The organism is Roseibium limicola (genome assembly GCF_017313085.1).
In the GTDB taxonomy this organism is placed as follows: domain Bacteria; phylum Pseudomonadota; class Alphaproteobacteria; order Rhizobiales; family Stappiaceae; genus Roseibium; species Roseibium limicola.
Map to the genome: position 1 here is coordinate 116,197 of NZ_JAFLNF010000003.1, position 22,348 is coordinate 138,544.

21 protein-coding genes are annotated in these 22,348 nt (G+C 58.1%); 11 read left to right on the forward strand and 10 right to left on the reverse strand.

Annotation, left to right across the window (positions count from 1 at the left end; translation table 11 throughout):
* Nucleotides 1–53: 53 nt before the first annotated feature.
* Nucleotides 54–1,082 (reverse strand): alpha/beta hydrolase family protein, encoded by a 1,029-nt coding sequence (locus J0X15_RS07780; protein WP_206939498.1) that lies wholly within the window; start codon nucleotides 1,080–1,082, stop codon nucleotides 54–56.
* A gap of 146 nt (nucleotides 1,083–1,228) precedes the next feature.
* On the opposite strand from J0X15_RS07780, the gene J0X15_RS07785 reads away from it, so the two are divergent.
* The gene (locus tag J0X15_RS07785; protein WP_206939500.1) at nucleotides 1,229–2,254 is read left to right on the forward strand and encodes a helix-turn-helix domain-containing protein; all 1,026 of its coding nucleotides are present in this window, start codon (nucleotides 1,229–1,231) and stop codon (nucleotides 2,252–2,254) included.
* A gap of 30 nt (nucleotides 2,255–2,284) precedes the next feature.
* Here the strand turns inward: J0X15_RS07785 and J0X15_RS07790 are convergent, their stop codons facing one another.
* Nucleotides 2,285–2,917, reverse strand: coding sequence for a 5'-methylthioadenosine/S-adenosylhomocysteine nucleosidase (locus J0X15_RS07790; protein ID WP_209015174.1), 633 nt, complete (start codon nucleotides 2,915–2,917; stop codon nucleotides 2,285–2,287).
* Nucleotides 2,918–3,257: 340 nt separating this feature from the next.
* Entirely contained in the window at nucleotides 3,258–5,102 is a 1,845-nt protein-coding gene (ilvD, locus tag J0X15_RS07795) for a dihydroxy-acid dehydratase (RefSeq protein WP_206939501.1), read from the reverse strand.
* Nucleotides 5,103–5,446: 344 nt separating this feature from the next.
* Here ilvD and J0X15_RS07800 point away from each other — a divergent pair, with 344 nt between their 5' ends.
* The 3 genes from J0X15_RS07800 to J0X15_RS07810 all read left to right on the forward strand — a co-directional run bounded on the left by J0X15_RS07800 (nucleotide 5,447) and on the right by J0X15_RS07810 (nucleotide 8,859).
* Nucleotides 5,447–6,685 carry a GGDEF domain-containing protein gene (locus J0X15_RS07800; RefSeq protein ID WP_206939502.1) on the forward strand — a complete coding sequence of 413 codons (1,239 nt, stop codon included), beginning with the start codon at nucleotides 5,447–5,449 and terminating at the stop codon, nucleotides 6,683–6,685.
* Nucleotides 6,686–6,890: 205 nt separating this feature from the next.
* Nucleotides 6,891–8,081, forward strand: coding sequence for a GGDEF domain-containing protein (locus tag J0X15_RS07805; RefSeq protein WP_206939503.1), 1,191 nt, complete (start codon nucleotides 6,891–6,893; stop codon nucleotides 8,079–8,081).
* Between the two features lie 109 nt (nucleotides 8,082–8,190).
* Entirely contained in the window at nucleotides 8,191–8,859 is a 669-nt protein-coding gene (locus J0X15_RS07810; RefSeq protein WP_331461893.1) for a class I SAM-dependent methyltransferase, read from the forward strand.
* Between the two features lie 139 nt (nucleotides 8,860–8,998).
* Here the strand turns inward: J0X15_RS07810 and J0X15_RS07815 are convergent, their stop codons facing one another.
* Nucleotides 8,999–10,099 carry an alkene reductase gene (locus tag J0X15_RS07815; RefSeq protein ID WP_206939504.1) on the reverse strand — a complete coding sequence of 367 codons (1,101 nt, stop codon included), beginning with the start codon at nucleotides 10,097–10,099 and terminating at the stop codon, nucleotides 8,999–9,001.
* Between the two features lie 137 nt (nucleotides 10,100–10,236).
* Nucleotides 10,237–10,851 (reverse strand): TetR/AcrR family transcriptional regulator, encoded by a 615-nt coding sequence (locus J0X15_RS07820; protein WP_206939505.1) that lies wholly within the window; start codon nucleotides 10,849–10,851, stop codon nucleotides 10,237–10,239.
* A gap of 138 nt (nucleotides 10,852–10,989) precedes the next feature.
* Here J0X15_RS07820 and J0X15_RS07825 point away from each other — a divergent pair, with 138 nt between their 5' ends.
* Nucleotides 10,990–12,000: an LLM class flavin-dependent oxidoreductase gene (locus J0X15_RS07825; RefSeq protein ID WP_206939506.1), complete on the forward strand. Its 1,011-nt coding sequence runs from the start codon at nucleotides 10,990–10,992 to the stop codon at nucleotides 11,998–12,000.
* Between the two features lie 64 nt (nucleotides 12,001–12,064).
* On the opposite strand, the gene J0X15_RS07830 is transcribed toward J0X15_RS07825, so the two are convergent.
* The 5 genes from J0X15_RS07830 to J0X15_RS07850 all read right to left on the reverse strand — a co-directional run bounded on the left by J0X15_RS07830 (nucleotide 12,065) and on the right by J0X15_RS07850 (nucleotide 16,260).
* Nucleotides 12,065–13,339, reverse strand: coding sequence for a TRAP transporter large permease (locus J0X15_RS07830; protein ID WP_408015335.1), 1,275 nt, complete (start codon nucleotides 13,337–13,339; stop codon nucleotides 12,065–12,067).
* A gap of 11 nt (nucleotides 13,340–13,350) precedes the next feature.
* Nucleotides 13,351–13,923 carry a TRAP transporter small permease gene (locus tag J0X15_RS07835; protein ID WP_206939509.1) on the reverse strand — a complete coding sequence of 191 codons (573 nt, stop codon included), beginning with the start codon at nucleotides 13,921–13,923 and terminating at the stop codon, nucleotides 13,351–13,353.
* Between the two features lie 117 nt (nucleotides 13,924–14,040).
* Nucleotides 14,041–15,030 (reverse strand): sialic acid TRAP transporter substrate-binding protein SiaP, encoded by a 990-nt coding sequence (locus J0X15_RS07840; RefSeq protein WP_408015336.1) that lies wholly within the window; start codon nucleotides 15,028–15,030, stop codon nucleotides 14,041–14,043.
* 143 nt (nucleotides 15,031–15,173) lie between these two features.
* Nucleotides 15,174–15,578, reverse strand: coding sequence for a TetR/AcrR family transcriptional regulator (locus J0X15_RS07845; protein ID WP_206939511.1), 405 nt, complete (start codon nucleotides 15,576–15,578; stop codon nucleotides 15,174–15,176).
* Nucleotides 15,579–15,780: 202 nt separating this feature from the next.
* The gene (locus tag J0X15_RS07850; RefSeq protein WP_206939513.1) at nucleotides 15,781–16,260 is read right to left on the reverse strand and encodes a hypothetical protein; all 480 of its coding nucleotides are present in this window, start codon (nucleotides 16,258–16,260) and stop codon (nucleotides 15,781–15,783) included.
* A 148-nt stretch (nucleotides 16,261–16,408) separates the two neighbouring features.
* On the opposite strand from J0X15_RS07850, the gene J0X15_RS07855 reads away from it, so the two are divergent.
* From J0X15_RS07855 to J0X15_RS07880, 6 genes are all read left to right on the forward strand, one after another.
* Nucleotides 16,409–17,587, forward strand: coding sequence for an ABC transporter substrate-binding protein (locus tag J0X15_RS07855; RefSeq protein WP_206939514.1), 1,179 nt, complete (start codon nucleotides 16,409–16,411; stop codon nucleotides 17,585–17,587).
* A 90-nt stretch (nucleotides 17,588–17,677) separates the two neighbouring features.
* On the forward strand, nucleotides 17,678–18,601 hold the full coding sequence (locus tag J0X15_RS07860) for a branched-chain amino acid ABC transporter permease (protein ID WP_206939515.1): 924 nt from the start codon (nucleotides 17,678–17,680) through the stop codon (nucleotides 18,599–18,601).
* Nucleotides 18,598–19,569: a branched-chain amino acid ABC transporter permease gene (locus J0X15_RS07865; protein ID WP_206939516.1), complete on the forward strand. Its 972-nt coding sequence runs from the start codon at nucleotides 18,598–18,600 to the stop codon at nucleotides 19,567–19,569. Before J0X15_RS07860 ends, J0X15_RS07865 begins: the two co-directional genes overlap by 4 nt.
* Nucleotides 19,566–20,318 carry an ABC transporter ATP-binding protein gene (locus tag J0X15_RS07870; RefSeq protein WP_206939517.1) on the forward strand — a complete coding sequence of 251 codons (753 nt, stop codon included), beginning with the start codon at nucleotides 19,566–19,568 and terminating at the stop codon, nucleotides 20,316–20,318. The genes J0X15_RS07865 and J0X15_RS07870 overlap by 4 nt, the downstream gene beginning before the upstream one ends.
* Before the next feature lie 8 nt (nucleotides 20,319–20,326).
* Nucleotides 20,327–21,022, forward strand: coding sequence for an ABC transporter ATP-binding protein (locus J0X15_RS07875; RefSeq protein WP_206940181.1), 696 nt, complete (start codon nucleotides 20,327–20,329; stop codon nucleotides 21,020–21,022).
* Between the two features lie 143 nt (nucleotides 21,023–21,165).
* A complete protein-coding gene (locus J0X15_RS07880) occupies nucleotides 21,166–22,347 on the forward strand; it encodes a lytic murein transglycosylase (protein WP_206939518.1) in 1,182 nt (393 codons plus the stop codon).
* The last annotated feature ends 1 nt before the right edge of the window (nucleotide 22,348 follow it).

Below are 22,348 nucleotides of genomic sequence, written 5' to 3' on the forward strand. Positions count from 1 at the left end.
GCCGGGATTTTCCCGGCCTTTCGATTTTCCGCAGATCGACCTGCCGCTACCTGTCAGGCTTGCTTGGCAAGAAAGCTCAGAACTGCTTCGATAATCTGACGATGAACCTCACTTCTGTCAGATCCTTCCGGGTTATTGCAAATTGGGTCCTCGCCCTCCTCGATCAACATCTCCGGTCCATTCTCCTTGCACAAGGCAAGGAAAGAAAAATGATCCGCCGGGGCAATCTGAAGATAACTGGCGTTGTCCAGACGCCCGACCAGATCGGTCCCACCTGCACCGACATTGATCGCCGGCCACAAAGTCTCGTCCGTCCCAAGGTTGATGAACAGGAACGGCAATTCGGACTCCGCCACACTTTCTTCAGTGAAACCGACACTCATGCCCGGATCGATTGCGATCACTCCAGCCAATCGCGGATCGCGGTATGTGGCGTTCATTTTTTCGGCGTCCAGCAGGCGAAAGTCGACGCGCCCCTTGTGGAAGAACTGGCAGTCCACAGCTTCCGGCTTCTCGTCACAATAAGTCGCGTAGGTTTCCAGATCCATTCGCATGCCGCCGGTTTGAAGCACCGACAGGCCTCCAAGCGAAAAACCAAGTGTGTAGATCTGTGTCTCATCAATCGCCGGGGCAAACACCGGATCTGCCAGCACCGCATCGATTGTTGCATCCAGATCCATTGGCCTGTCCCAGAACCGAGCAGAACGCCGCGGTGAACTGTCACCGCTGGTACTGCCAGGATGATTCACACCAAGCACCATGACACCGGCCTGGGCGAGCGCCGAAGACAACCAACCAGCGTTGTCCATGTTGCCGCCCGATCCGTGGGACAGCACCACAAGCGGATGCTTGCCGGCGTCGACGCCTGCCCCCAACATGACCTCCGTTCCATAGAAGACAGGATTATCACCAACCCTGGACTTGTAGGTGCGGCTTGCAGCCGGATACCAGACAGAACCCTGCAACAACGTGCTGCGGTGAGGCGCCTCGATGTCGAGTTGATCATAACCGCTCAGATCTGCTGCCTGGGCAGAAACAAGGGAAGAAGCGAGTACGCAGCAAGAAAGAAAAAGAGTTTTCATGGTATCGATCCGATTATTGAACGTGGGGTTGAACACGGAACCGATCCTGTTGAATATCAGCGCTCTAGGCGTCCTACATCCGATTTGAGGTCGCCCTAGATCCTGTTTCAGGACATCATCTTTTCAGGTTTAACCGCAAAGCAGCCATGCCCGTTCTTCCCATTCCCATGTTTGCCGCACTCGTTCTGGGCTATGTCTGGCTGCGCGCTGCGCTTCTGCGCGAGACGCCGAGGCTGATGCTGGTGCTGATTGCTGCCTGCGCGCTCCAGTCTCTGCTGATTTCCCTCAACCAGCATTACCATGTCACCGCATTGGCACCGGTGCAGCCGATCACCGCTCTGGCCATCCCGGCGTTAGCCTATCTGGCATTTCTCGACAGCGCCGTGCGTCGGCTACGCCCGCTGGACCTTGCCCTTCATGCGCTTGGGCCGCTGCTCGGGCTGGCCAGTTACCTGCTCCTGCGTGAGATCCTTGATGCGCTGATCATCGCCAGCTATCTGAGCTACGGCATAGCCCTGCTTTGGCGCATGGCATCGGGAGCCGACAGTCTGCCGCGTGTTGCGTTGGAGCACGGAAACCGCGCCACGGTCATCTGGCGTGCCGTTGCGATTGCGCTTCTGGTATCGGCGGTGAGTGACTGCGTCATTGCGATCAGCATGGCCCTTGGCGATGTCTGGTTACGGTCCTGGATTGTCTCCTTCGTTTCCACCGGCCTGCTATTGGTCATCGGCGTGCTCAATATTTCCGAGGCATTGAAACGCAGCCCTGAAGACGAGCCTGGGACTGCGGCGCCTAGAGAGCGGCAGACCAGTCCGATTGAGACCGTTGTTTCAGCGGAAGAAGACGTGGCCCTGATCAGCGACTTGCGGATCCTGCTTGCAGAACAGCAGTTGTATCTCGACCCTTCGCTGTCCTTAGGCAAATTGGCGAGGCGCCTTCGGGTGCCGGAAAAGCAGCTCTCCGCCGCCATCAACCGGCAGACCGGCGAGAACGTTTCGCGCTACATCAACAGCTTCCGGATCGACTATGCCTGTGACCTGCTCCAACAAGGCCAGCCGGTTACCGCGGTCATCTTCGCCAGTGGCTTCAACACGAAATCAAACTTCAACCGGGAATTTCTGAGATTGAAGGGTACGGCGCCCAGTGTCTGGCTGAAACAGCAGGCCGCATGATTTCCAAAACCTGCCTGTCTGTGTCCGGTTTCACAGTTCACCGTTGACCAGAGCTTTCTCCAGCTTCTGCACGGCCTCGGCAAGTTTCTCGTCGACGACATGCAGGTACTCGCGCCAGTCATCGACGTGCTTCAGCTCGTCTTTTCCGTCGGAAATTCCGCGCAGGCCGATCATCGGCACATCGAGCAAGGCGCAAGCGCGCATGACGGCGAAGCTCTCCATGTCAACCATATCTGCATCAATGCCATCATAGGCCGCGCCGGAAACAATATTTGCTCCGGTCGAAAGCGAGGCTTGTGCAACGTCTGGAATGCGAAGCGGCAGCGGAACGACGATTGGCATGTCGAGAAACGGCGTCTGGCCTTTCTCAAAGCCAAGCGGGCTGGCATCCATATCCCGGTAGCTGAGCGCGGTGGCCTGATAGACCTGCGTCCGCTCCAGTCTGGCAGAGCCAGCGGACCCGAGAGAGACCACGAGATCCGGCTTGCGGCCTTCGTGGTCGAGACGGGCGAGCGCATTGCTCAGCACAACAGCTGCTTCAATCGGTCCGACGCCCGTCATCAACGGTGCAATCAAGGCCCGAAGGTGTTCGCCGTATTCGGCATCAACCGCCATCACATAGAGGATGGACTTGTCACCGACGCTCTTTATTTCGATCTGCAATTCCCGTCTCCTACCGTTGTACGGACCGCTCCTTGTCCTTCCTGTATTTTATCGCAGGTGTCGAGGGTCGAAGCGGTAAAAGGTGACGCGGAGCGACATACGCTAGTCCGTGACTAAGCGCCTTTCCCGTCGTCATGCCATGGCTTGACCATGGCATCCATGCCGTTCGGTTTCATATCACCAAAGCCTGAGGCGCGCGGAGATGAAGCGGCATGGGGTGCAGGATCAAGTCCTGCAATGACGGAGAACAAACTGTGCGATCCCTCGCATCGCAACTTCAGCTCAACACAAAAAAGCGGACCCGAAAGCCCGCCTTCCACTTGTTGCACAGCGATACCGCTCAGTCGACGACGCGGACAGCGCCCTTGGATGCGCTGGTTGTCAGGGCGGCATAGGCGCGTAGTGCCGTGGTGATCTTGCGCTTGCGCTTTTCAACCGGCTTCCAGGCGGTATCGCCCTTGGCTTCCATCGCTTCCCGACGCGCTGCCAACTCGGCATCCGACAAATCGACTTTCATGATCCGGTTCGGAATATCGATGACGATCATGTCGCCCTCTTCGACCAGACCAATCGCACCGCCCTCAGCCGCCTCCGGCGAAATGTGGCCGATAGACAATCCTGAGGAGCCACCGGAGAAGCGACCATCGGTGATCAACGCGCAGGCCTTGCCCAGGCCCTTCGACTTCAGGTAGCTCGTGGGATAAAGCATTTCCTGCATACCTGGACCGCCGCGCGGACCTTCGTAACGGATCAGCACCACGTCCCCTTCATGCACCTTGCCAGTCAGGATCGCCGAAACTGCGCTGTCCTGGCTTTCGAAGATGCGGGCGGGGCCGTTGAACTTCAAAATGCTCTCGTCAACACCTGCCGTCTTCACGACGCAGCCATCGAGAGCAATGTTGCCGTATAGAACAGCGAGGCCGCCGTCCTTGCTGTAGGCGTGGGCGCCTTCACGGATGACACCGGATTTACGGTCGAGATCGAGCTCATCCCAGCGGCGCTCTTGCGAGAAAGCAACCTGTGTCGGAACTCCACCCGGCGCGGCCTTGTAGAAATTATGCACGCTTTCGGAGTTGGTCTGGCGAATATCCCAGCGTGCCAGAGCTTCCTTCATGGTTGTGGAATGCACTGTCGGATTGTCGGAATGCAAGTGCCCTGCCCGGTCAAGCTCGCCCAGAATCGCCATGATGCCGCCTGCCCGGTGAACATCTTCCATATGGATGTTCTCGATCGCTGGTGCGACTTTACAAAGCACGGGAACCTTGCGGGACAGACGGTCGATATCATCCATCGTGAAGCCGACTTCGCCTTCGTAAGACGCGGCCAAAAGGTGCAGGATCGTATTGGTCGAACCGCCCATGGAAATATCCAGGGTCATGGCGTTTTCAAACGCCTGGAAGTTGGCGATGGAGCGCGGCAGTACGCTTTCGTCATCCTGCTCGTAATAGCGCTTCGCCAGGTCGACGATCAGGTGGCCTGCTTCGACGAACAAGCGCTCGCGGTCGGCATGAGTCGCCAGTGTCGAACCATTGCCCGGCAGTGCGAGACCGAGAGCTTCGGTCAGGCAGTTCATCGAGTTGGCAGTGAACATGCCAGAGCAAGACCCGCAGGTCGGGCAGGCATTTTGTTCCATCTCCATGACATCTGCGTCAGAAGCACCGTCGTCCGCAGCCATCACCATCGCATCGACCAGATCGACAGCCTTCGCGACGCCATTTTCCAAAACGACCTTGCCGGCTTCCATCGGACCGCCAGAGACAAAGACCACCGGAATGTTGAGCCGCATGGCTGCGTTCAGCATGCCTGGCGTGATCTTGTCGCAGTTGGAAATGCAGACGATGGCATCGGCACAATGGCCGTTGACCATGTACTCGACCGCGTCGGCAATCACTTCACGCGACGGCAGCGAATAGAGCATGCCGTCATGGCCCATGGCGATGCCGTCATCGACCGCAATGGTGTTGAATTCCTTGGCGATACCACCGGCTTTTTCAACTTCCCGAGCGACCAGCTGACCAAGGTCCTTCAAATGGACATGGCCCGGTACGAACTGGGTGAAAGAGTTGGCAATCGCAATGATCGGCTTACCGAAGTCGCCGTCCTTCATGCCGGTTGCGCGCCAAAGGCTGCGTGCTCCGGCCATGTTGCGTCCATGGGTGGAGGTTCTTGACCGATACGGAGGCATGGTCTTCGTCCTTCTTGAGCTCTTCTTAGCTTTTCAATTCAGCCGCCCGCCCGTCGTTCAAGACAAGCGGCCCCGGTATCTGTCCCGGGATCTCCCTATTTGCGGCCATTGCGTCGAGGTCTTTTGTGTCAGGTTTTGCTGAAAAACGGAAGGCCGGTTCGGGCAAAAACAGTACGCTACGGTACGGCTGCGAAATACGGCGTTCTTATTGACGCCCGCGACGACCCTCGGGCTCCTTTAGAATAATTGTAAAAAATAACAATGTATTTTTTCGTGCATCCTAACTCTCTGTTTATGGGAAGTGCTGATAAGATCTAGTTCTTATCTAGATTCTGGATCCCTTCATGACGTTGGACACCACGACGCTTTTTGCCAGTGTCACCATCGCAAACTTTGCCGGCGCCCTGATCATCTGCGCTTTTGCGGCCGTCCTGAAGCCGATGGCGCAGGAAACGCGCCGAAGTTGCATGATGTGGTGTGCGGCGATTTCACTGGTGGGCGTGGGCTGTATCCTCATCGGATTGCGCGGCCAGATATCTGATACGCACAGCATCATCGTCGGCAACGCGCTCCTGCTGAGCGGACAGTTCCTGAAACCGAGCGCCATCACGCTTTTTCACCGGAACCGGATCAAATTCCTGTCACTTCCAGTTATTGTTACCGGAAGCTGGCTGCTGCTTTGTCTGCAACCTTTTTTCGAGCCGAGCCTGCTGGTGCGCGTTGCCTTTGTGCAAGGCCTGATGATCCTTGGCAATCTGATCAGCATTCGCATGGTGCACAAGGGCAACCGGGAGCAGATGATCACCCCGCGTCTGCTCATCGTGACGTTGCTGCTGGAAATCGCGGCCAGCGCGCTTTTCAGCATTTATCACGCAAATCAGCCTTTCGATGATTTGATGGGCTCCTTCGGAACCACCACAACCACCATCTATATGGGCTTGGTTCTGGTTGCCATGATGCTCAAGACCGTTCTCATTCCGGCAATGGCCCTGGAATGGATGCAGGTGAAGTTTCGCAAGGATGCCTGGCAAGATCCTTTGACCGGCCTGGCCAACCGTCGGGCCTTCGAGCGGGAAGCCAGAGACATCCTCGCCCGGCAAGGACAATGCAATCAGCCGCACGCACTCATCGTCCTCGACATCGATGACCTGAACGAGGCCAACCAGCAGTTCGGCTCACCCATGGGGGACGCGCTTTTGCGCTTGCTGGCAAAGATCTGCCGACAGGCTGCTCCTGACAGTTCGCTCATCGGCCGCATCGGTGACGATGAGTTCGCGCTGCTCCTGCCCGAGGCCAACCAGTCCAAGGCCCAAGCGTTGGCCGCCCAAATCTGCCATACGATGAAGTTTGAAGCCGCCCGTGCCTCAAACAACCGTCTCCGCGTGACGATCAGTGCTGGGATTTACTGGGGCTGGTCCGGCCTTCCCCTGTCAGAAGTCATGGAAATTGCCAATTCCTGTCTTCGCAAAGCCAAACGCATCGGTCCTGGCTTGACCATCACCAACCATGACACTTCCAAGGTGTCCTCCAAGCCGCGTCGACTGCTGTCGCCCTTCACCACCAGACGCGTCGACGCTGCTTGACTAGGAGGGCTGACTGGATTGGTTCCAACGGATGCCCAACAAACACGTTTTACTAAGCCTAAACTTGACTGAAGACCACTTGCTGAGACTGCGGTGATCTGCAAATAACCACTGTGACCTAGTCCGCCACAAAGGCGGTCTTCTGACCTCCCTTGCAAACCCGAGAACTGCGTCCCTAAATTTCCAGCCTTTCAGGTTCCATTCCATGTCATTGGACACGCCCACGCTGTTTTCAGCCATTACACTCGCCTATTTGACCGGCGCTGTTTTAATGGCGGTCCTTGCGCTTTCGGTGCGGGGCCTGCCCAGCTCGGTCCGCTCGAGCTGGCTCATCTGGGCGGTGGCTCTCGCACTCTCGGCAGGCGGCACCTATATGGTCGGGCAGCGTGGTGCGATCCCCGCGTGGATGAGTATCACTGTCGCAAACGCACTGGTTCTTGCGAGTTTTGGCTTGCGGCCGAATTCCCTCAGCCTTCTGACCCGCAACCAATTTGCTTATCTGTACCTGCCGTTGACTGCGGTAGGTGGCTGGCTTGCGCTCAACACCATGTCCTGGTTTGCCGACACCATCAGTTTTCGAGTTGTCTTCATCAATTCCTTCTGCCTGCTGTCTTCCGCACTCTGCATCCGTGAGGCCCTCCTGCTGCGCAAGGAAACCCCGATATCCGGCGTCATTCTGATTGTTGCGTTTGCCTGCGACATGTTCGCTCGGACGGCCTTTATTCTCAGTCAACTCTGGCTGCATGCTGACAATTTCCTGGCGACGTTCCAATCCACATCGCTCAAGCTATGCCTGATCGGCCTGATGGTCGCGATTGTCTTGAAGATGATCGGGCTGGGGTTAGCTCTGTTTGAAAAGCTGCAGTGGAACTTCCAGCGGCTTGCTGATCGCGACCCGTTGACGTTGCTTTACAACCAGAAGGGGCTTCAATCGGTCTTCTCAGAAGCCTCCGACCCAGAGACCAAAACTCCTGGTCATGGTGCTCTGATCGTTCTGGAAATCACCGATTTCAGCAAAATCCGCAAGCGTTACGGAAACTCCATGGGAGAAGCTGTCTTGCGGCTGATCGCCCAGACCTGCCGCGAGATGCTGGAGCAACCGCAACAGGCCGCTCACCTTCACACAAACCACTTTGTGCTGATGCTTCCAGGCGCCACAACTGCCCAGACCAACTCCCTGCTGCATCGAATCCGTTTGTGCCTGCAGTTGGAAAGCAATCTTGCATCCCAGCACAAACTCCCAATCTCCGTCGATGCCGGGGTTGCCCTTTATGCCTCTGGGGCCTCACTTCCGGAGATCCTGAACGAAGTAGATCAAAACTTGCGTACTGGACGTGAGCAGAAAACATCAAGCCCTCTCGCTTCAGAAAGCCACGCCCGAAAAGCGGCAAGCTAATCCAGGTTCGTGCATTTCATTTCCGGAGACAGACTGCGCAGAACCGCCTTGAAGAATTACTATTTAGTAACATATAAAGTTACAAATAAATTTCATCAAGGAGTGCGCAGTGTCCGCTTCGATAATCCCAGGATCTGCAGGCGGATACGCCGAAAGGGTCGCGCGCCACGTTCCCGGTCTGTCAGACATGCACCGGATGACTGCACTTTTGCTGCAGGAACAAGCGCCAGAGGACGCCCATGTTCTGATTGTCGGAGCTGGTGGTGGCCTGGAGCTTAAGGCCATTGCCGATGCCAGACCCAAATGGCGGTTCACTGGCGTGGACCCGTCGACAGACATGTTGGATCAAGCGCGCAGCACCCTCAATGCGGCTGCCAACCGTATCCGCTACCACCAAGGCTATATGGATGACGCGCCTTATGGCCCCTATGACGGCGCAACCTGCCTGCTCACTCTGCATTTCCTTGAGGCTGAAGACCGACTTCGTACGCTGATTGAAATAAGACGTCGATTGAAGCCGGGAGGCGTTTTTGTTGCCGCACATCACAGCTTTTCCAAAGAGCGTCAGGAAATATGGCTGGCGAGAAATGCGGCCTTTGTCGGCACCTCTGGCATTCCTGTCGAACAGGTCGCCAAGAACATCGAGGCGATGAAGTCGAGCTTGCCGGTTCTTTCGCCCGCCGATGATGTCGAGCTTCTCCGCCAAGCCGGTTTTTGCGACGTTGAATTGTTCTACGCCGCCTTCACCTTCAAGGGTTGGGTCTGTCGCAAAGCCTGAAAGTATTACAGTCTGACAGACACAAAAGAACCGGCGCCGAAGAGAGGACGGCGCCGGTTCTGTCTGGCAGATCACCCAAGAGGGATGGAGCCCTTTGTCATGGTCGGGCGATCTGCCGAACCTGCTGGGAAGATGCCGCTTACGCGGCCTTTTCTTCGCTGAGGGTCGGATAGTCGGTGTAGCCCTTTTCCGAGCCGCCATAGAAGGTGGACTGGTCCCACTCGTTGAGTGTCGCATCTTTTTCCAAACGCTCGACCAGGTCGGGATTGGAGATAAAGAGCTTGCCGAAGGCAACCATGTCGACGGCGCCGCTTTCAACAGCGTCAACGGCGAGCTTCCGGTCATAACCGTTATTGCCCATCTTCACGCCGTCAAAACGGGCATAAAGCGCTTCAAGGCTGAGGCCCTCTTCCAGTTCACGCGGGCCACCGGTCTGGCCTTCAACGAGGTGCAGATAGGCAAGGCCGTAGCTGTTCAGCAGGTCCACGACATGACCGAAGAGTGCCATCGGATCGCTGTCAGAAACGTCATTGGCAGCGGAGAACGGGCTGAGACGGATGCCCACCTTGTCGGCGCCGATTTCTGCGGTCACTGCATCCATGACTTCCTTCAGGAAGCGCGTGCGGTTTTCAATGGAGCCACCGTAAGCGTCCTCACGCTTGTTGGAGCTGTCACGCAGGAACTGGTCGATCAGATAGCCATTTGCGGCATGCACTTCGACGCCATCAAAGCCTGCAGCAATCGCGTTGGCGGCTGCCTTACGGTAATCGGCGACGATGCCCGGCAGCTCATCAGCTTCCAGCGCACGTGGCTTGGGTGTGTCGACGAACTGCTCGCCGTCAAAGGTCTTGGAAGCCGCCGCGATGGCTGACGGTCCAACCGGGTCGACACCGCCTGGCTGCAGAACCGGATGCGAAATGCGGCCAACGTGCCAGAGCTGAATGACGATCTTGCCGCCCTTGGCATGGACGGCATCGGTCACCTTCTTCCAGCCTTCGATCTGGCTTTCGGAATAGATTCCCGGTGTCCAGGCATAGCCCTTGCCCTGTGGCGAGATTTGCGAGGCTTCGGTGATCAGCAGGCCAGCAGAGGCGCGCTGGCCGTAATATTCGGCATGGATCTCATATGGTGCATCGTCTTCTGCGCGGGCACGGTTACGGGTCAATGGCGCCATGGCAATTCGGTTTTGGACCTGGATCGAGCCAACGGTAAGGGGGGAAAACAGTTTTTCTTCACTCATGTCATTCTCCTCGAATGCGTCCCGTGGAGGCGGGAATTTTGGACTGATTGATCCATAATGAGCCGGAAAGAACCCGGCCAGATGGATTTGACTGCAAACTCTCCGCGTCACAAAAACGTTCCCGGAGAGCAGACCAGTCAGGTGGAGAGGATGCCTTTAGCAGCCTGCAGTGCTTGCGACACCTGCTCAGGTGGCATCCCGGATTTGCGCAGCGTCAGAGTCCCAATCGCCAGAGCAGACAAGGCACAAGCCTTGTCACGCGCTGCATCCGGATCATCTGGCGAGATCGCTTTGGCAAACAGCTCCTCGATCTTGCGAAGATGCTTGCGTCCAAGCTCGGCGACATCTTCCTGATGCGGTGCAAGCTCGGCGATACAATTGACCATCAGGCAACCACGAGGGCCTTCCTTTGGCAGGGAAAGTGCTTCCAGCATGGCCATTGGTGCCTGATCGCCAGGGAGCTCAGCCAGCTTCTGCAGCTGAGCCAGTCCCGAGACGGAATAGTTTTTCAATGCCGCCATCAGCACACCCTGCTTGGATCCGAAGGCTGCATAGAAAGATGATCGTGACAGGCCCGTGGCTGCGGTCAGATCATCAAGCGATGTCGCCTCGTAACCCTGGCGCCAAAATACTTGCAAGGCGGCATCCAGAACCTTGTCCTCGTCATAGGCGCGCGGACGCCCTGGACCGGACTTGACCGGTGCCGACGTCACCCCAACCGGGGCACAAACATGGGTGGGTTGCTTGCTCATGAACGGGGATATCGGACCGGCCAGTACAAAATACAAGAGCGCACATCTTTTATTTTGGACCAGACGTTCCTATTTGCAGGATTAATCAGCATGCAGGCTTCCCCGCCTGCCGAACGCCCCCAGACTTCAGGCAGTTTCATGACCCCATATTCCCTGCTCGACCTCTCCCCCGTTCCCGAAGGCGAAACCGTCGCCCAGGCCCTGCGCAATACGCTCGACCTTGCCACGTTGGCCGATACGCTCGGGTTCACCCGGTATTGGCTGGCGGAGCACCACAACATGCGCGGCATCGCCAGCGCCGCAACAGCCGTGCTGATTGGTCAGGTAGCCGCCGTCACCAAAACCATTCGGGTGGGTTCTGGCGGCATCATGTTGCCCAATCACGCCCCGCTTCAGGTGGCAGAGCAGTTTGGGACACTGGCTGAGCTCTTTCCCGACAGGATCGACCTTGGGCTGGGCCGTGCACCAGGCACCGACATGTTGACGGCCCAGGCACTGAGACGCGACCCGAACGCTGCCGACACCTTCCCCGATGACGTGATGGAGCTGATTGCCTATCTGGACGACTGGGATGGTCAGCGAAAGATCATCGCGGTTCCCGGTATCGGCACGAAGGTGCCTGTGTGGATCCTCGGGTCATCCACTTTCGGTGCGCAGATGGCGGCCTATTACGGGTTGCCTTATGCATTCGCCTCGCACTTCGCACCTGCAGAACTGAAAAACGCCGCGCAGATTTACCGCCGCTCCTTCCGCCCGTCGAAGCATCTGGACAAGCCGCATTTCATGTTGGCGGTCAATATATTTGCAGCCGCGACCGACGAGGAAGGCGCCTATCTCAAGACCTCCATGCAGCAGGCCTTCATCAATTTGCGCACAGGTCAGCCCGGTGCCCTGCCTCGTCCAGTGGCGGATCTTGAAGCGCAAGTCGGCCCTGTAGCCATCGAAATGGTGGAAGATGCACTGAAAATTTCGGCGACCGGCTCACCTCAGTCCGTCAAGGCAAAGCTGGAGCAGCTGATCGGCACCTACAAGCCGGACGAAATCATATTTACCGGACATATTCACGATCACATTTCCCGCCGGGCGTCTTTCGAGATCGGAGCGCGGGTCATGCAGGAGATCAACGCCGAGCGGGTTGCAGCCGAGTAAAACCGACGGCATAAACCAGGCTGGCGGCAGTCCCTCATCAGGACCGCCGCCGGCTTTTTCGTGTCTAGCGGTAGATCAATGTCGGCAACCACATGGAGACAGCCGGCACGAAGGTGACCAACAGCAGCACCAGGACCAACGGCACCAGGAAGGGCATGGTCGCAGAAAGGCATTTCTCAAACGGCACTTTCGAAACCCTCGAGAGCACATAGAGCACCATGCCGACTGGCGGCGTCAGCAGGCCAATCATCAGGTTAAGCACCATCACCACGCCAAAGTGGACCGGGTCGACTCCAATGTGGATCGCGATTGGTAGCAGAACCGGCACCAGAATGGTGATCGCGGCAACCGTCTCCAGAAAACACCCGACAACCAGCAAGATGATGTTGATCAGCGCCAACACGACATACGGATTGTCGGAGAACTCCAGGATTAGGCTGGCAAAGCTTTCCGTCACCCGGTTCGACGTGAGGATCCAGGCAAAGATAGAAGCGCCAGCGACGATGAAGAGCACCACAGAGGTGGTCTCGATCGTATCAAACGATACCCGCAGGAACCGTTTCAGGGTCAGAGTGCGATAGACACCTAGTCCGAGAAACAACGCCCAGGCACAAGCAGCGATGGCTGCCTCAGTTGGTGTAAAAATGCCGAACAAGATGCCGCCAACGATGATGACCGGCGTCAGCAACGACAGCAATGCAGACTTGAACGTGTCCCACAGCACAGACATCTGGAAAGCCTGATCGCGGGGGTAATTGCGAGTACGTGCATACCAGGCGACCATGATCATGAGCGCCACCGCCATGATCAGACCGGGGATGAAGCCTGCAGCGAACAACTGTCCGATCGATGCCCCTGCCATCACACCGTAGATGACCATAGGCAGTGAGGGCGGAATGATCGGGCCGATTGTCGAAGATGCTGCCGTCACGCCAATGGCGAAACCAGGATCATACTTGGCATCTCGCATGGCCTTGATCTCGATGGCGCCAAGCCCACCAGCATCTGCCACGGCAGCTCCGGACATCCCGGCAAAAATCACAGACGCACCAATATTAACGTGCCCTAGCCCGCCCCGCATCCAGCCGATAAGCGCCCGAGCAAAGCCGAAAATGCGGTTGGTAATGCCGGACGTGTTCATCAGGTTACCGGCCAGAATGAAGAAGGGAACCGCCAGCAACGGGAAGCTGTCGACCCCGTTGATCATGCGATGAACCACGATCACATCCGGCACCTGGCCGGTGTAAAGGATAAATGCAAGCGACGACCCGGCAAGGGCAATCCCGACCGGCAATCCAAGTACGATCAGGCCGAAGAGAAGCAGAAACAGACCCAGAATTTCCAAAACCGTTACTCCACTTGCAGGGCCGGCTTCGATGCCGGGTCATCCGGAAGCTCCGGATCGATCAAAGCGCTCGTGCCGGTGCGCAAATGCTTGACCAGAATAACGATAGCAAGCAGGCACATGCAGGCGAAACAGGCTGCGACAGTCCAGTAGACGATCGACTTCGGCACATCGATGGAGACCATCTTCTGTCTGGTCTTCATGGCCAGACGGACGCAGGTGAAGGTCATCGCGCCATAAAAGCCCATCGCGATCAGATCGATAATGAACTGGCAGAACCGTCGACCAGGACGGCCAACCCAGCGATAGAAGATCTCCACCGCAATGTGGCTCTCCTTTCGGACCGCAGTGACCGCGCCGATGAAGGTGACGAGTATCAGGAGGTAACGTGCGATTTCCTCGGTCCAGCCAAGGGAATCATTCAAGACATACCTTGTGAAAAACTGCAGGAAAACAACGGCAAACAGAGCCCAGAAGACGAGAAGAACAAGACCATCAGGCCAACGAACATCGTTGAGCTCGATCGGCTCTTCTTCCAGCAGCACTTCGGGACCCTGCGGAAGATCGGATGCGCTCATGACGCAGGACCTCTTCGCGTGATGGGGAGAAGGACAGTAAAACGGACAAGACATCCAGAGGGTCGGCCGGGGGCCTAGGTGACGCCCGGCCAACCCTCGGGATTAAAGCGGCGAAGCCTAGAGGGCCTGAAGCTTGTCGTAGATTTCCTGGCTCCAGGTCGCGTCCGGGCCGTTGTGCAGAGCCATGGTGGCTTCACGGAACGGTGTGATATCCACCTCGTTCACGTTGTTGCCCTGCTCCTTGAACCATTCGCCAAGAGATGCTTCGTTCTGCTGGATATCGCCCGTACATCCAGCTGCTGCCTCATGCAGGACTTCAAGCAGGAGGTTGTAGTCGGCCTCCTCCATCTGATCCTTTGCCGGGCCGCCAACGATGGTCAGCAGAGCATCCGTGATGTGTCCGGTGAGGTTGATGTCTGACTGGACTTCGTAGAACTTCTTCGCCTGGATCGTGGTCAGCGGGTTTTCCTGCGCATCCACGGTTCCTTGCTGCAGAGCCAGATAGACTTCTGCAAAGGCGATCGGTGTCGGATTGGCTCCAACGGCCTTCGGGAACATCATGTAAAGCGGCGCATTCGGCACGCGGATCTTGAGGCCAGCCATATCTTCCGGCTTCAGGATTGGCTTGTTGGATGTCACGTGACGCTGACCGTAATAAGTCAGGGAAGCGACGTGATTGCCCGCAGCATCCCGGTATCCGGCGGCAAGCTCCTGCAGCAGCTCTGAGTCGCGATAAGCTTCCCAATGGGCAAAATCGCGGAACATGAAGGGCGCACCACCAATGGCGAGAGCACCGAAAGACCGTCCTGCGAACAGCTGGCCGGTGTAGATGATGTCGACTGTGCCGAGGCCGAGGCCTTCGTTGATGTCGACTTCCTTGCCAAGCGTTGAAGCCGGGAAGACCTCAATGCCATATCGATTGTCAGTGCGCTTGGCCAGCTCCTCTCCGGCCCACTCCGCCCACTTGTGATAGGGCTCTGACGTTTCGTAGACATGCGCCCACTTCAGCACCTTGCCAGCCTGCGCCTTGGCACCGGAGACGGCGCCAGGAACAAGTGACAACCCGGCTGCAGCAGCGCCAGTTGCAAGCAGAGTCCGCCTGTTAATTGAAAAAGCCACGGTTCATTCCTCCCAGAATTAAATCGTTTTAAATGTTTTAGTTATGGCAGGAGTGTTCCGAAGTTATACGTATTTGGCAACACTCAACTTCAAAATTCCGCTAAGCACTTGATACACATGACATGCTCGCGTTAGCGCAGCAGGCCTCCCAGACGTTTGGCGCTGACCAGTGCTTGCTCCCCCAAAAGAGCCCAGCTCTGGGTGAGTCCCTCCATGATCACAGTGATTTCCACCACACACGCCGGCAGGCCGACAGCCTCTGCAGCACGCTGTCCGACGTCAGCCTTGTGGCGCTCTAACAAGTGTCTCAACTTGGCATTATTTGGTGCGGCTGCAACGGCTGAATGGAACAGACAACCATGTGTGGCCTCCGTTTTCATCCAGTTTGACACCCGATCCAGCAGAGTATCCAGTGCAATTCCCCCCTCTTCGGGCAGGCCGTGGAACAATAGGCTTAGGTAACGCCCATGGCGGTGCTCAAGCGCGGCCAGAACCATCTCATCGCGTGACGGCGTGTATTTGTAGAGGGTTCGCAAGCTGACGCCTGCGGCTGCGCGCAGGGTCTCGATCAGGATGTGTTTGCCAATTTGATCCGATGCATTGAAAAATCCGAGATCAAGCCGCTCGTCGCAGAGATTTTCTCCTTACGGGAAATCGGCGCGGCTCAGGCAGCTTTCGCGCAAAAAGGCTATATTGGGAAAATCGTGCTGAAGGTGAGTTAAGCTGGCGCGGCGTGCGCTATCGGCAGGCACCGGAGCGCGCGCCCAGCGCCCCACGGCTCTTCACACCGACACCAGCTGAAGAACGGCAATCAGGGGCATTTTCCTGCGAACAGATCTGGTAGGCCATGTCGTACAGTGCCTGCCAGCCTCCAGGATAGGCCGCCAGATTGTCGAGAACCGCCTGAGCGCCCCCGGCTCTGGCGCCACGCCGCGCACCACGCGGACCGCCCCAGGCGCCACCCTCCGCCGCCCCTTCCATGCCCCGTGTAATCACGTCGCCGATCGGATCTCCAGAGCCGAGAAATTGATCAGCGTAGGCGCGAGCATAGGCATCGCATCCACCGCCTTCGGGGCGGGCTGGTGCGGGGATAGGCTGCGGATCACCAGTCGGCGCATCCATGCCCCCAGCGAGCACAGCGGTCACACCGAAATGGCAGAGAAGCGCAGCCGCCAGAACATGGCCGATCCCGATCATCATCGTGTTTTCCCGGTCCATTTAAGGATGTCCTGCAAGAATATTCAGTAAGGGCTTAACAACCGGTCGTTTTTTGCCTTTAAATGCTTCCATACGCAATTTTCGCAGCCCGCATTGGAAACACGCCATGCGGGACCAAGCGAAACGAGGGGAATTTAGGGGAACCATCATGAAACGCATTCTGTCTGCCTTGGCTGTCAGTACCATTGCCGGAACGGCCACCCTGTTCGCAGGTGTTCTACCGGCCGCCGCCGAAGGTCTGAAGATCGGCTTTCTCGCCACCCTGTCCGGCCCACCAGCGGTTCTGGGACAGCACATGCGCGACGGCTTTCTGCTCGCCGTCGAGCAAGCTGATGGCAAACTCGGCGGTGTCGAGACGGAAGTCATCGTTGTCGATGACGAGCTGAAGCCGGACGCCGCCCTTACCAAAGTGCAGGGTCTGATCGAGCGCGACAAGGTCGACATGCTCGCAGGCGTCGTCTTCTCCAACGTTATGATGGCCGTCTACAAGCCGATCATCCAGTCGGAGACCATCTTTGTTGGTGCAAACGCTGGTCCCTCCCCGATCGCCGGCAAAGGCTGCAGCCCTTATTTCTTCTCTGCCGCCTATCAGAACGATCAGAACCACGAAGTCATGGGCCGCTATGCTGCCAACCAGGGCTACGAAAAGGTCGTCGTTATGGCGCCGAACTACCAGGCCGGCAAAGACGCGATTGCAGGTTTCAAGCGTCACTACACCGGCACCATCGTCGAAGAAATCTACACCAAGCTTGGCCAGTTGGACTTCTCCGCTGAACTTGCCCGCATCTCGGAAGAAAAGCCGAACGCGCTCTTCACCTTCATGCCCGGCGGCATGGGTGTAAACCTGGTGAAGCAGTACGACCAGTCCGGCCTGAAGGAGAGCATTCCGTTCCTCTCCACCTTCACCGTGGACGAAACCACCCTGCCTGCGACCAAGGATATGGGCGTTGGCCTCTACTCCGGCGCGGAGTGGGCTGCAGACCTCGACACGGCGGCCAATAAGAAGTTCGTTGCCGATTTCGAAGCCGCTTACGGCTATGCCCCGTCGCTATATGCCGCGCAGGGCTACGACGCAGCCCGTCTGATTGGCGGTGCGGTTGAGATGAACGGCGGCATCGAAGACAAAGCCGCACTGATCAAGGCGCTGGAAGCGGCGCCGTTTGAAAGTGTGCGCGGCGACTTCTCCTTCAACACCAACCACTTCCCGATCCAGGACTTCTATCTGGTAAAGGCCGTGAAGTCGGGTGAAGGCAAATACACGACCTCCATCGTTGAAAAGGTCTTCGACGACTTCGGCGACGCTTACGCCGGCTCCTGCAAGATGTAAGCTGACCGTCACGATCAAGGCCCCGGCGCGGAGCATCCGCGCCGGGGCCTTTTTGAATTGCCCTGTCGCCTTCGTGCCCGGACCTGACCCTTGAGCTTCACTCTTCTCGCCGTGCAGACCCTCAACGGGCTGCAGCTCGGTATTCTCCTGTTTCTGATTGCCGCCGGACTGACGCTGGTCTTCGGGGTGATGGATTTCATCAACCTGGCACACGGGGTGCAATACATGCTGGGCGCCTATCTGGCCGTTGCGGCTTTCCAGTTCACGGGCGGGTTCTGGAGCGCGTTGCCGCTGGCGCTTCTGGCCGCCCTCGCCTGCGGCCTGCTGCTGGAGGTGCTTGTCTTCCGGCGACTATACGACCGGGACCATCTGGATCAGGTGCTGGCAACGTTTGGCGTGATCATTTTTTTGAACGAGCTGGTAAAAGTCGTCTGGGGCGCGGCCCCCTTGTCCGTACCGCTGCCGCTTTATCTCGACTGGTCGGTGCCTCTCACCGATACGCTTTCCTATCCGGTCTATCGTATCGCATTGATTGTGGCCGGACTTCTGGTGGCCGTGCTGCTTTATGGATTGGTGACACGCACTCGCATCGGCATGCTGGTGCGCGCCGGGGCGAGCGACGCTGAGATGGTCGCAGCGCTCGGCGTCAACATTCGCCGCCTGTTCATGCTGGTCTTCGGCTTTGGCGCCATGCTCGCAGGTTTCGCCGGTATTCTGGCAGCGCCGATCTTCTCGGTTGAGCCGGGAATGGGCGACAATCTGCTGATCCTCGCCTTCGTGGTGATCGTCATCGGTGGCATCGGCTCCATCCGGGGCGCCTTTGTGTCTGCCCTGATCATCGGCCTCGTCGACACCCTTGGACGCTCGTTTGCCACTGACATCGCCCGCCTCGCTCTGCCGCCCTCTGCGGCCAATGATGTTGGCCCGGCACTGGCCTCCATGCTGATCTACATCCTCATGGCCGTCGTTCTCTTCGTACGTCCTTCCGGCCTCTTTCCGGTAAGCAGCAAATGATCCCCGCTTCCATCACCCCAAAAACCTCGCCGCTTAAGGCAAGTACCCTGGTGCCGCTGATCCTGTTTCTCGGCCTTGCGCTGGTGCCTGTGTATGCGCAGGTCTTCGATGACCGCTTCATGATGCTGTTTGCGACCAGGATCGCCGTACTGGCGATTGCCGTCGTCAGTCTCGACTTCATCCTCGGCTTTGCCGGTCTTGTCAGCTTCGGGCATGCCGCCTTCATCGGCATCGGCGCCTATGCCATCGGGATCCTGTCAGAGCACGATATCTGGGAAGCGTGGATCAGCTTCCCCGTTGCGCTGGCTGCAGGCGGCCTGTTCGCCCTGATCACCGGCGCCATTTCGATGAAGACCCGTGGCGTCTATTTCATCATGATCACCCTTGCATTTGGGCAGATGGCCTATTTCACCGCCACATCGCTTTCGGCCTATGGCGGCGATGATGGCCTGACCATGTGGGGCCGGACGGAATTCTTCGGCACGAACCTCTTCGCCAATGACATCAGCTTCTTCTATCTGGTCGTCGGCTGCCTGGCGGCAAGCTACCTGCTGCTGCGCATATTCACCGGATCCCGCTTCGGGCGCGTGCTTGCGGGCGCTAAACAAAGCGAATTGCGGGTCGAGGCTCTGGGCATTTCACCCTATCGCTATCGTCTGGTGGCCTATTGCATTTCCGGCATGGTCGCGGCGCTGGCCGGGGCACTGATGGCCAATCAGGCCGAATTCGTTTCCCCTTCGGCCATGTCGTGGCATCGATCCGGCGAACTGATCGTCATGTGCTTGCTTGGCGGGCTTGGCTCGCTGCATGGCGCGCTGCTGGGAACCATTGCCTATCTCGCGCTCGAAGAAGTTCTCTCCGGCACGACAGAGCATTGGCGTTTGATTTTTGGCCCTCTCCTGGTTCTGGTTGTGCTCTACGGCAAGGGCGGATTGATCGGCCTTGTCACCCGGAGGCCTGGCAAATGACCCCGGTTCTACAACTTGAAAACCTCAACAAGGCCTATGGCGCCCTGCAGGTGACGAAAAACCTGTCATTGGACGTGCGCCCAGGTGAAATCCATGCGCTGATCGGGCCGAATGGTGCTGGCAAGACCACGTTGATCGGCCAGATCTCCGGGGCCCTGACAAGCGACAGCGGCCGCGTTCTCTTCGCTGGCCGCGATGTCAGCCGCTTGAGCCTGCCTGAGCGCGCCCGCGCCGGTCTGGGGCGTACCTTCCAGATCACCCAGATCCTTCCTGAATTTTCTGCACTGGAGAATGTTGCTCTCGCTGTTCAGGCGCATGAGGGCCATTCCTTTCGCTTTTTCCGCAATGCCGCAACCGATCCCAGCCTGAATGACAAGGCTGCCGCCATCCTCGCGGATGTCGGGCTCGGAGACCGCTGCACGGAGCCGGCCGGTCAGTTGTCGCACGGCGAAAAGCGCTCTCTCGAACTGGCGTTGGCCTTGGCTCTCGAGCCAAAGCTTCTATTGCTCGATGAGCCAATGGCGGGCACAGGTCCGGCAGAAACAGAGCGCCTGACTGAGCTGTTGAAGACCGTCAAAAACCGCTGCCCGCTGCTGCTGGTAGAACATGACATGGCCGCCGTGTTTGAACTTGCAGATCGGATTTCTGTACTTGTCTACGGCGAGATCATTGCCACCGGCACACCGGACCAGATCCGAGCCAGCAAGGAAGTCCAGTCCGCCTATCTGGGCGAGGAGGACGAGACATGAGCACGCCGCTGCTTGAGGTCACCCGACTCGCCGCCGCCTATGGGCCGGCGCAGGTTCTGTTTGACATCTCCCTGTCTGTCAGCACCGGCGAAGTGGTCACCCTGATGGGCCGCAACGGCATGGGAAAGACCACCACCTGCAAGACGATCCTCGGCATGGTCTCGACCTCTGGCGGCGAGATCCTCTTTGACGGCACCCCGCTAATCGGGCGCAGCTCGCACGCCATCGCCCGGCAAGGCATCGGGCTGGTGCCGGAAGGTCGCCGGGTCTTTCCGACACTGTCCGTGGAGGAAAACCTCGTAGCAACCTCTCGCAAGGGCGCCACCGGCGCCTGGACGCTGGAAACGCTGTACCAGTTGTTTCCGCGCCTGCGCGAACGTCGCAAGCATCTGGGGTCACAATTGTCGGGTGGCGAGCAGCAGATGCTGGCGATCGGCCGCGCCCTGATGACCAACCCGAAGCTGTTGATTTTGGATGAGGCAACGGAGGGCCTTGCCCCATTGATCCGCGCCGAGATCTGGGAGTGTCTGCGGCGGCTGAAAGCCGAAGGCCAATCCATTCTGGTGGTCGACAAGAATGTTTCTGCGCTGGAAAGCCTCGCCGACCGACACGTCATCCTGGAAAAGGGCTGTACGGTGTGGTCGGGCAACAGTGAAGCGCTGCGTGCTGAACCGGAATTGCGCACGCGCTATCTCGGAGCGTAAACCAATCTTTACCATGAGCAGCGAGGATCGCGCCCGATCAACGGTTGACCGCGGTCCAGGAGCCGCGTCAATTAGAGCGAATGACCACAAGAGACGCTGCCTTTGGCCGCGCTCTTTCCGATTATCCGGGACCGGAGACATTCATGTTAAAGCCCTTCCGACGCGCCGCCCTCGCACTCACCGTTCTGCTCGCCAGTGCGCCTGCCACGCTCGCAGCTCAATGCGGTGGTGACTTCAGCACCTTTCTGCGAGGCGTCAAGCAGGAGGCCGTTGCCAAGGGCCTGAGCCAGCGCGCCGCCGACACGACCCTGCGCAATGCCCAGATCGACCGCAAGGTTCTCGCGCGTGATCGGGCCCAGGGCGTCTTCAAGCTGGACTTTCTAACCTTCTCCAAGCGCGTGATCTCGCAGCACCGGATGCAACACGGCGCCAAGAACATGAAGAAATACGCCCGCATCTTTGATCGGGCGATAAAGGAATACGGGGTTCCGGCGCCGGTAATCACCGCCTTCTGGGCACTCGAGACCGACTATGGCGGGTTCCAGGGTGACTTCAATACAGTCAACGCGCTGGCAACTCTGGCGCATGATTGCCGTCGACCGGAACTCTTCCGCCCGCAGCTGATCGCCGCCATCGAGATGGTGCAGCACGGCGACCTCAACCCGGCGACCATGACAGGCGCCTGGGCCGGCGAAATCGGTCAGGTTCAGATGCTGCCGGAAGACATCATCAAGTGGGGTCGCGACGGGGATGGCGACGGGCATGTAAACCTGAAGCAAAGCTCTGCCGATGCGATCCTGACGGCCGCCGCCTTCATCCAGCACCTGGGCTGGCGCCGGGGCGAACCCTGGCTGCAGGAAGTCAGCGTTCCGGGCAACCTGAACTGGGCAGACAGCGGTCTGGACCACACGAAAAATGGCAACGACTGGGCACGCCTGGGCGTCAAGGCACGCTCAGGCCAGATTGCCAATCTGCCGGCATCGCTGATCCTGCCGCAAGGACGTAAGGGCCCTACTTTCCTTGCCTATCCGAACTTCGCCATCTATCTGGAATGGAACCAGTCGTTCATCTACACAACGACTGCCGCCTATTTCGCAACGCGTCTGGGTGGTGCATCGGTTTACAATCCGGGCAACCCGGACGCCGGGCTGAGTGATGGTCAGATGAAGCAGCTTCAGAGCAAGCTTCAGGGCATGGGCCACGACGTCGGCAAGATCGACGGCATTCTGGGCTCCGGCACACGCAATGCCGTACAGGCCGTCCAGCAAAAGCTCGGAATGCCGGCAGATGGTTGGCCGACGCCTGCGCTGCTCAACCGGCTTTGAG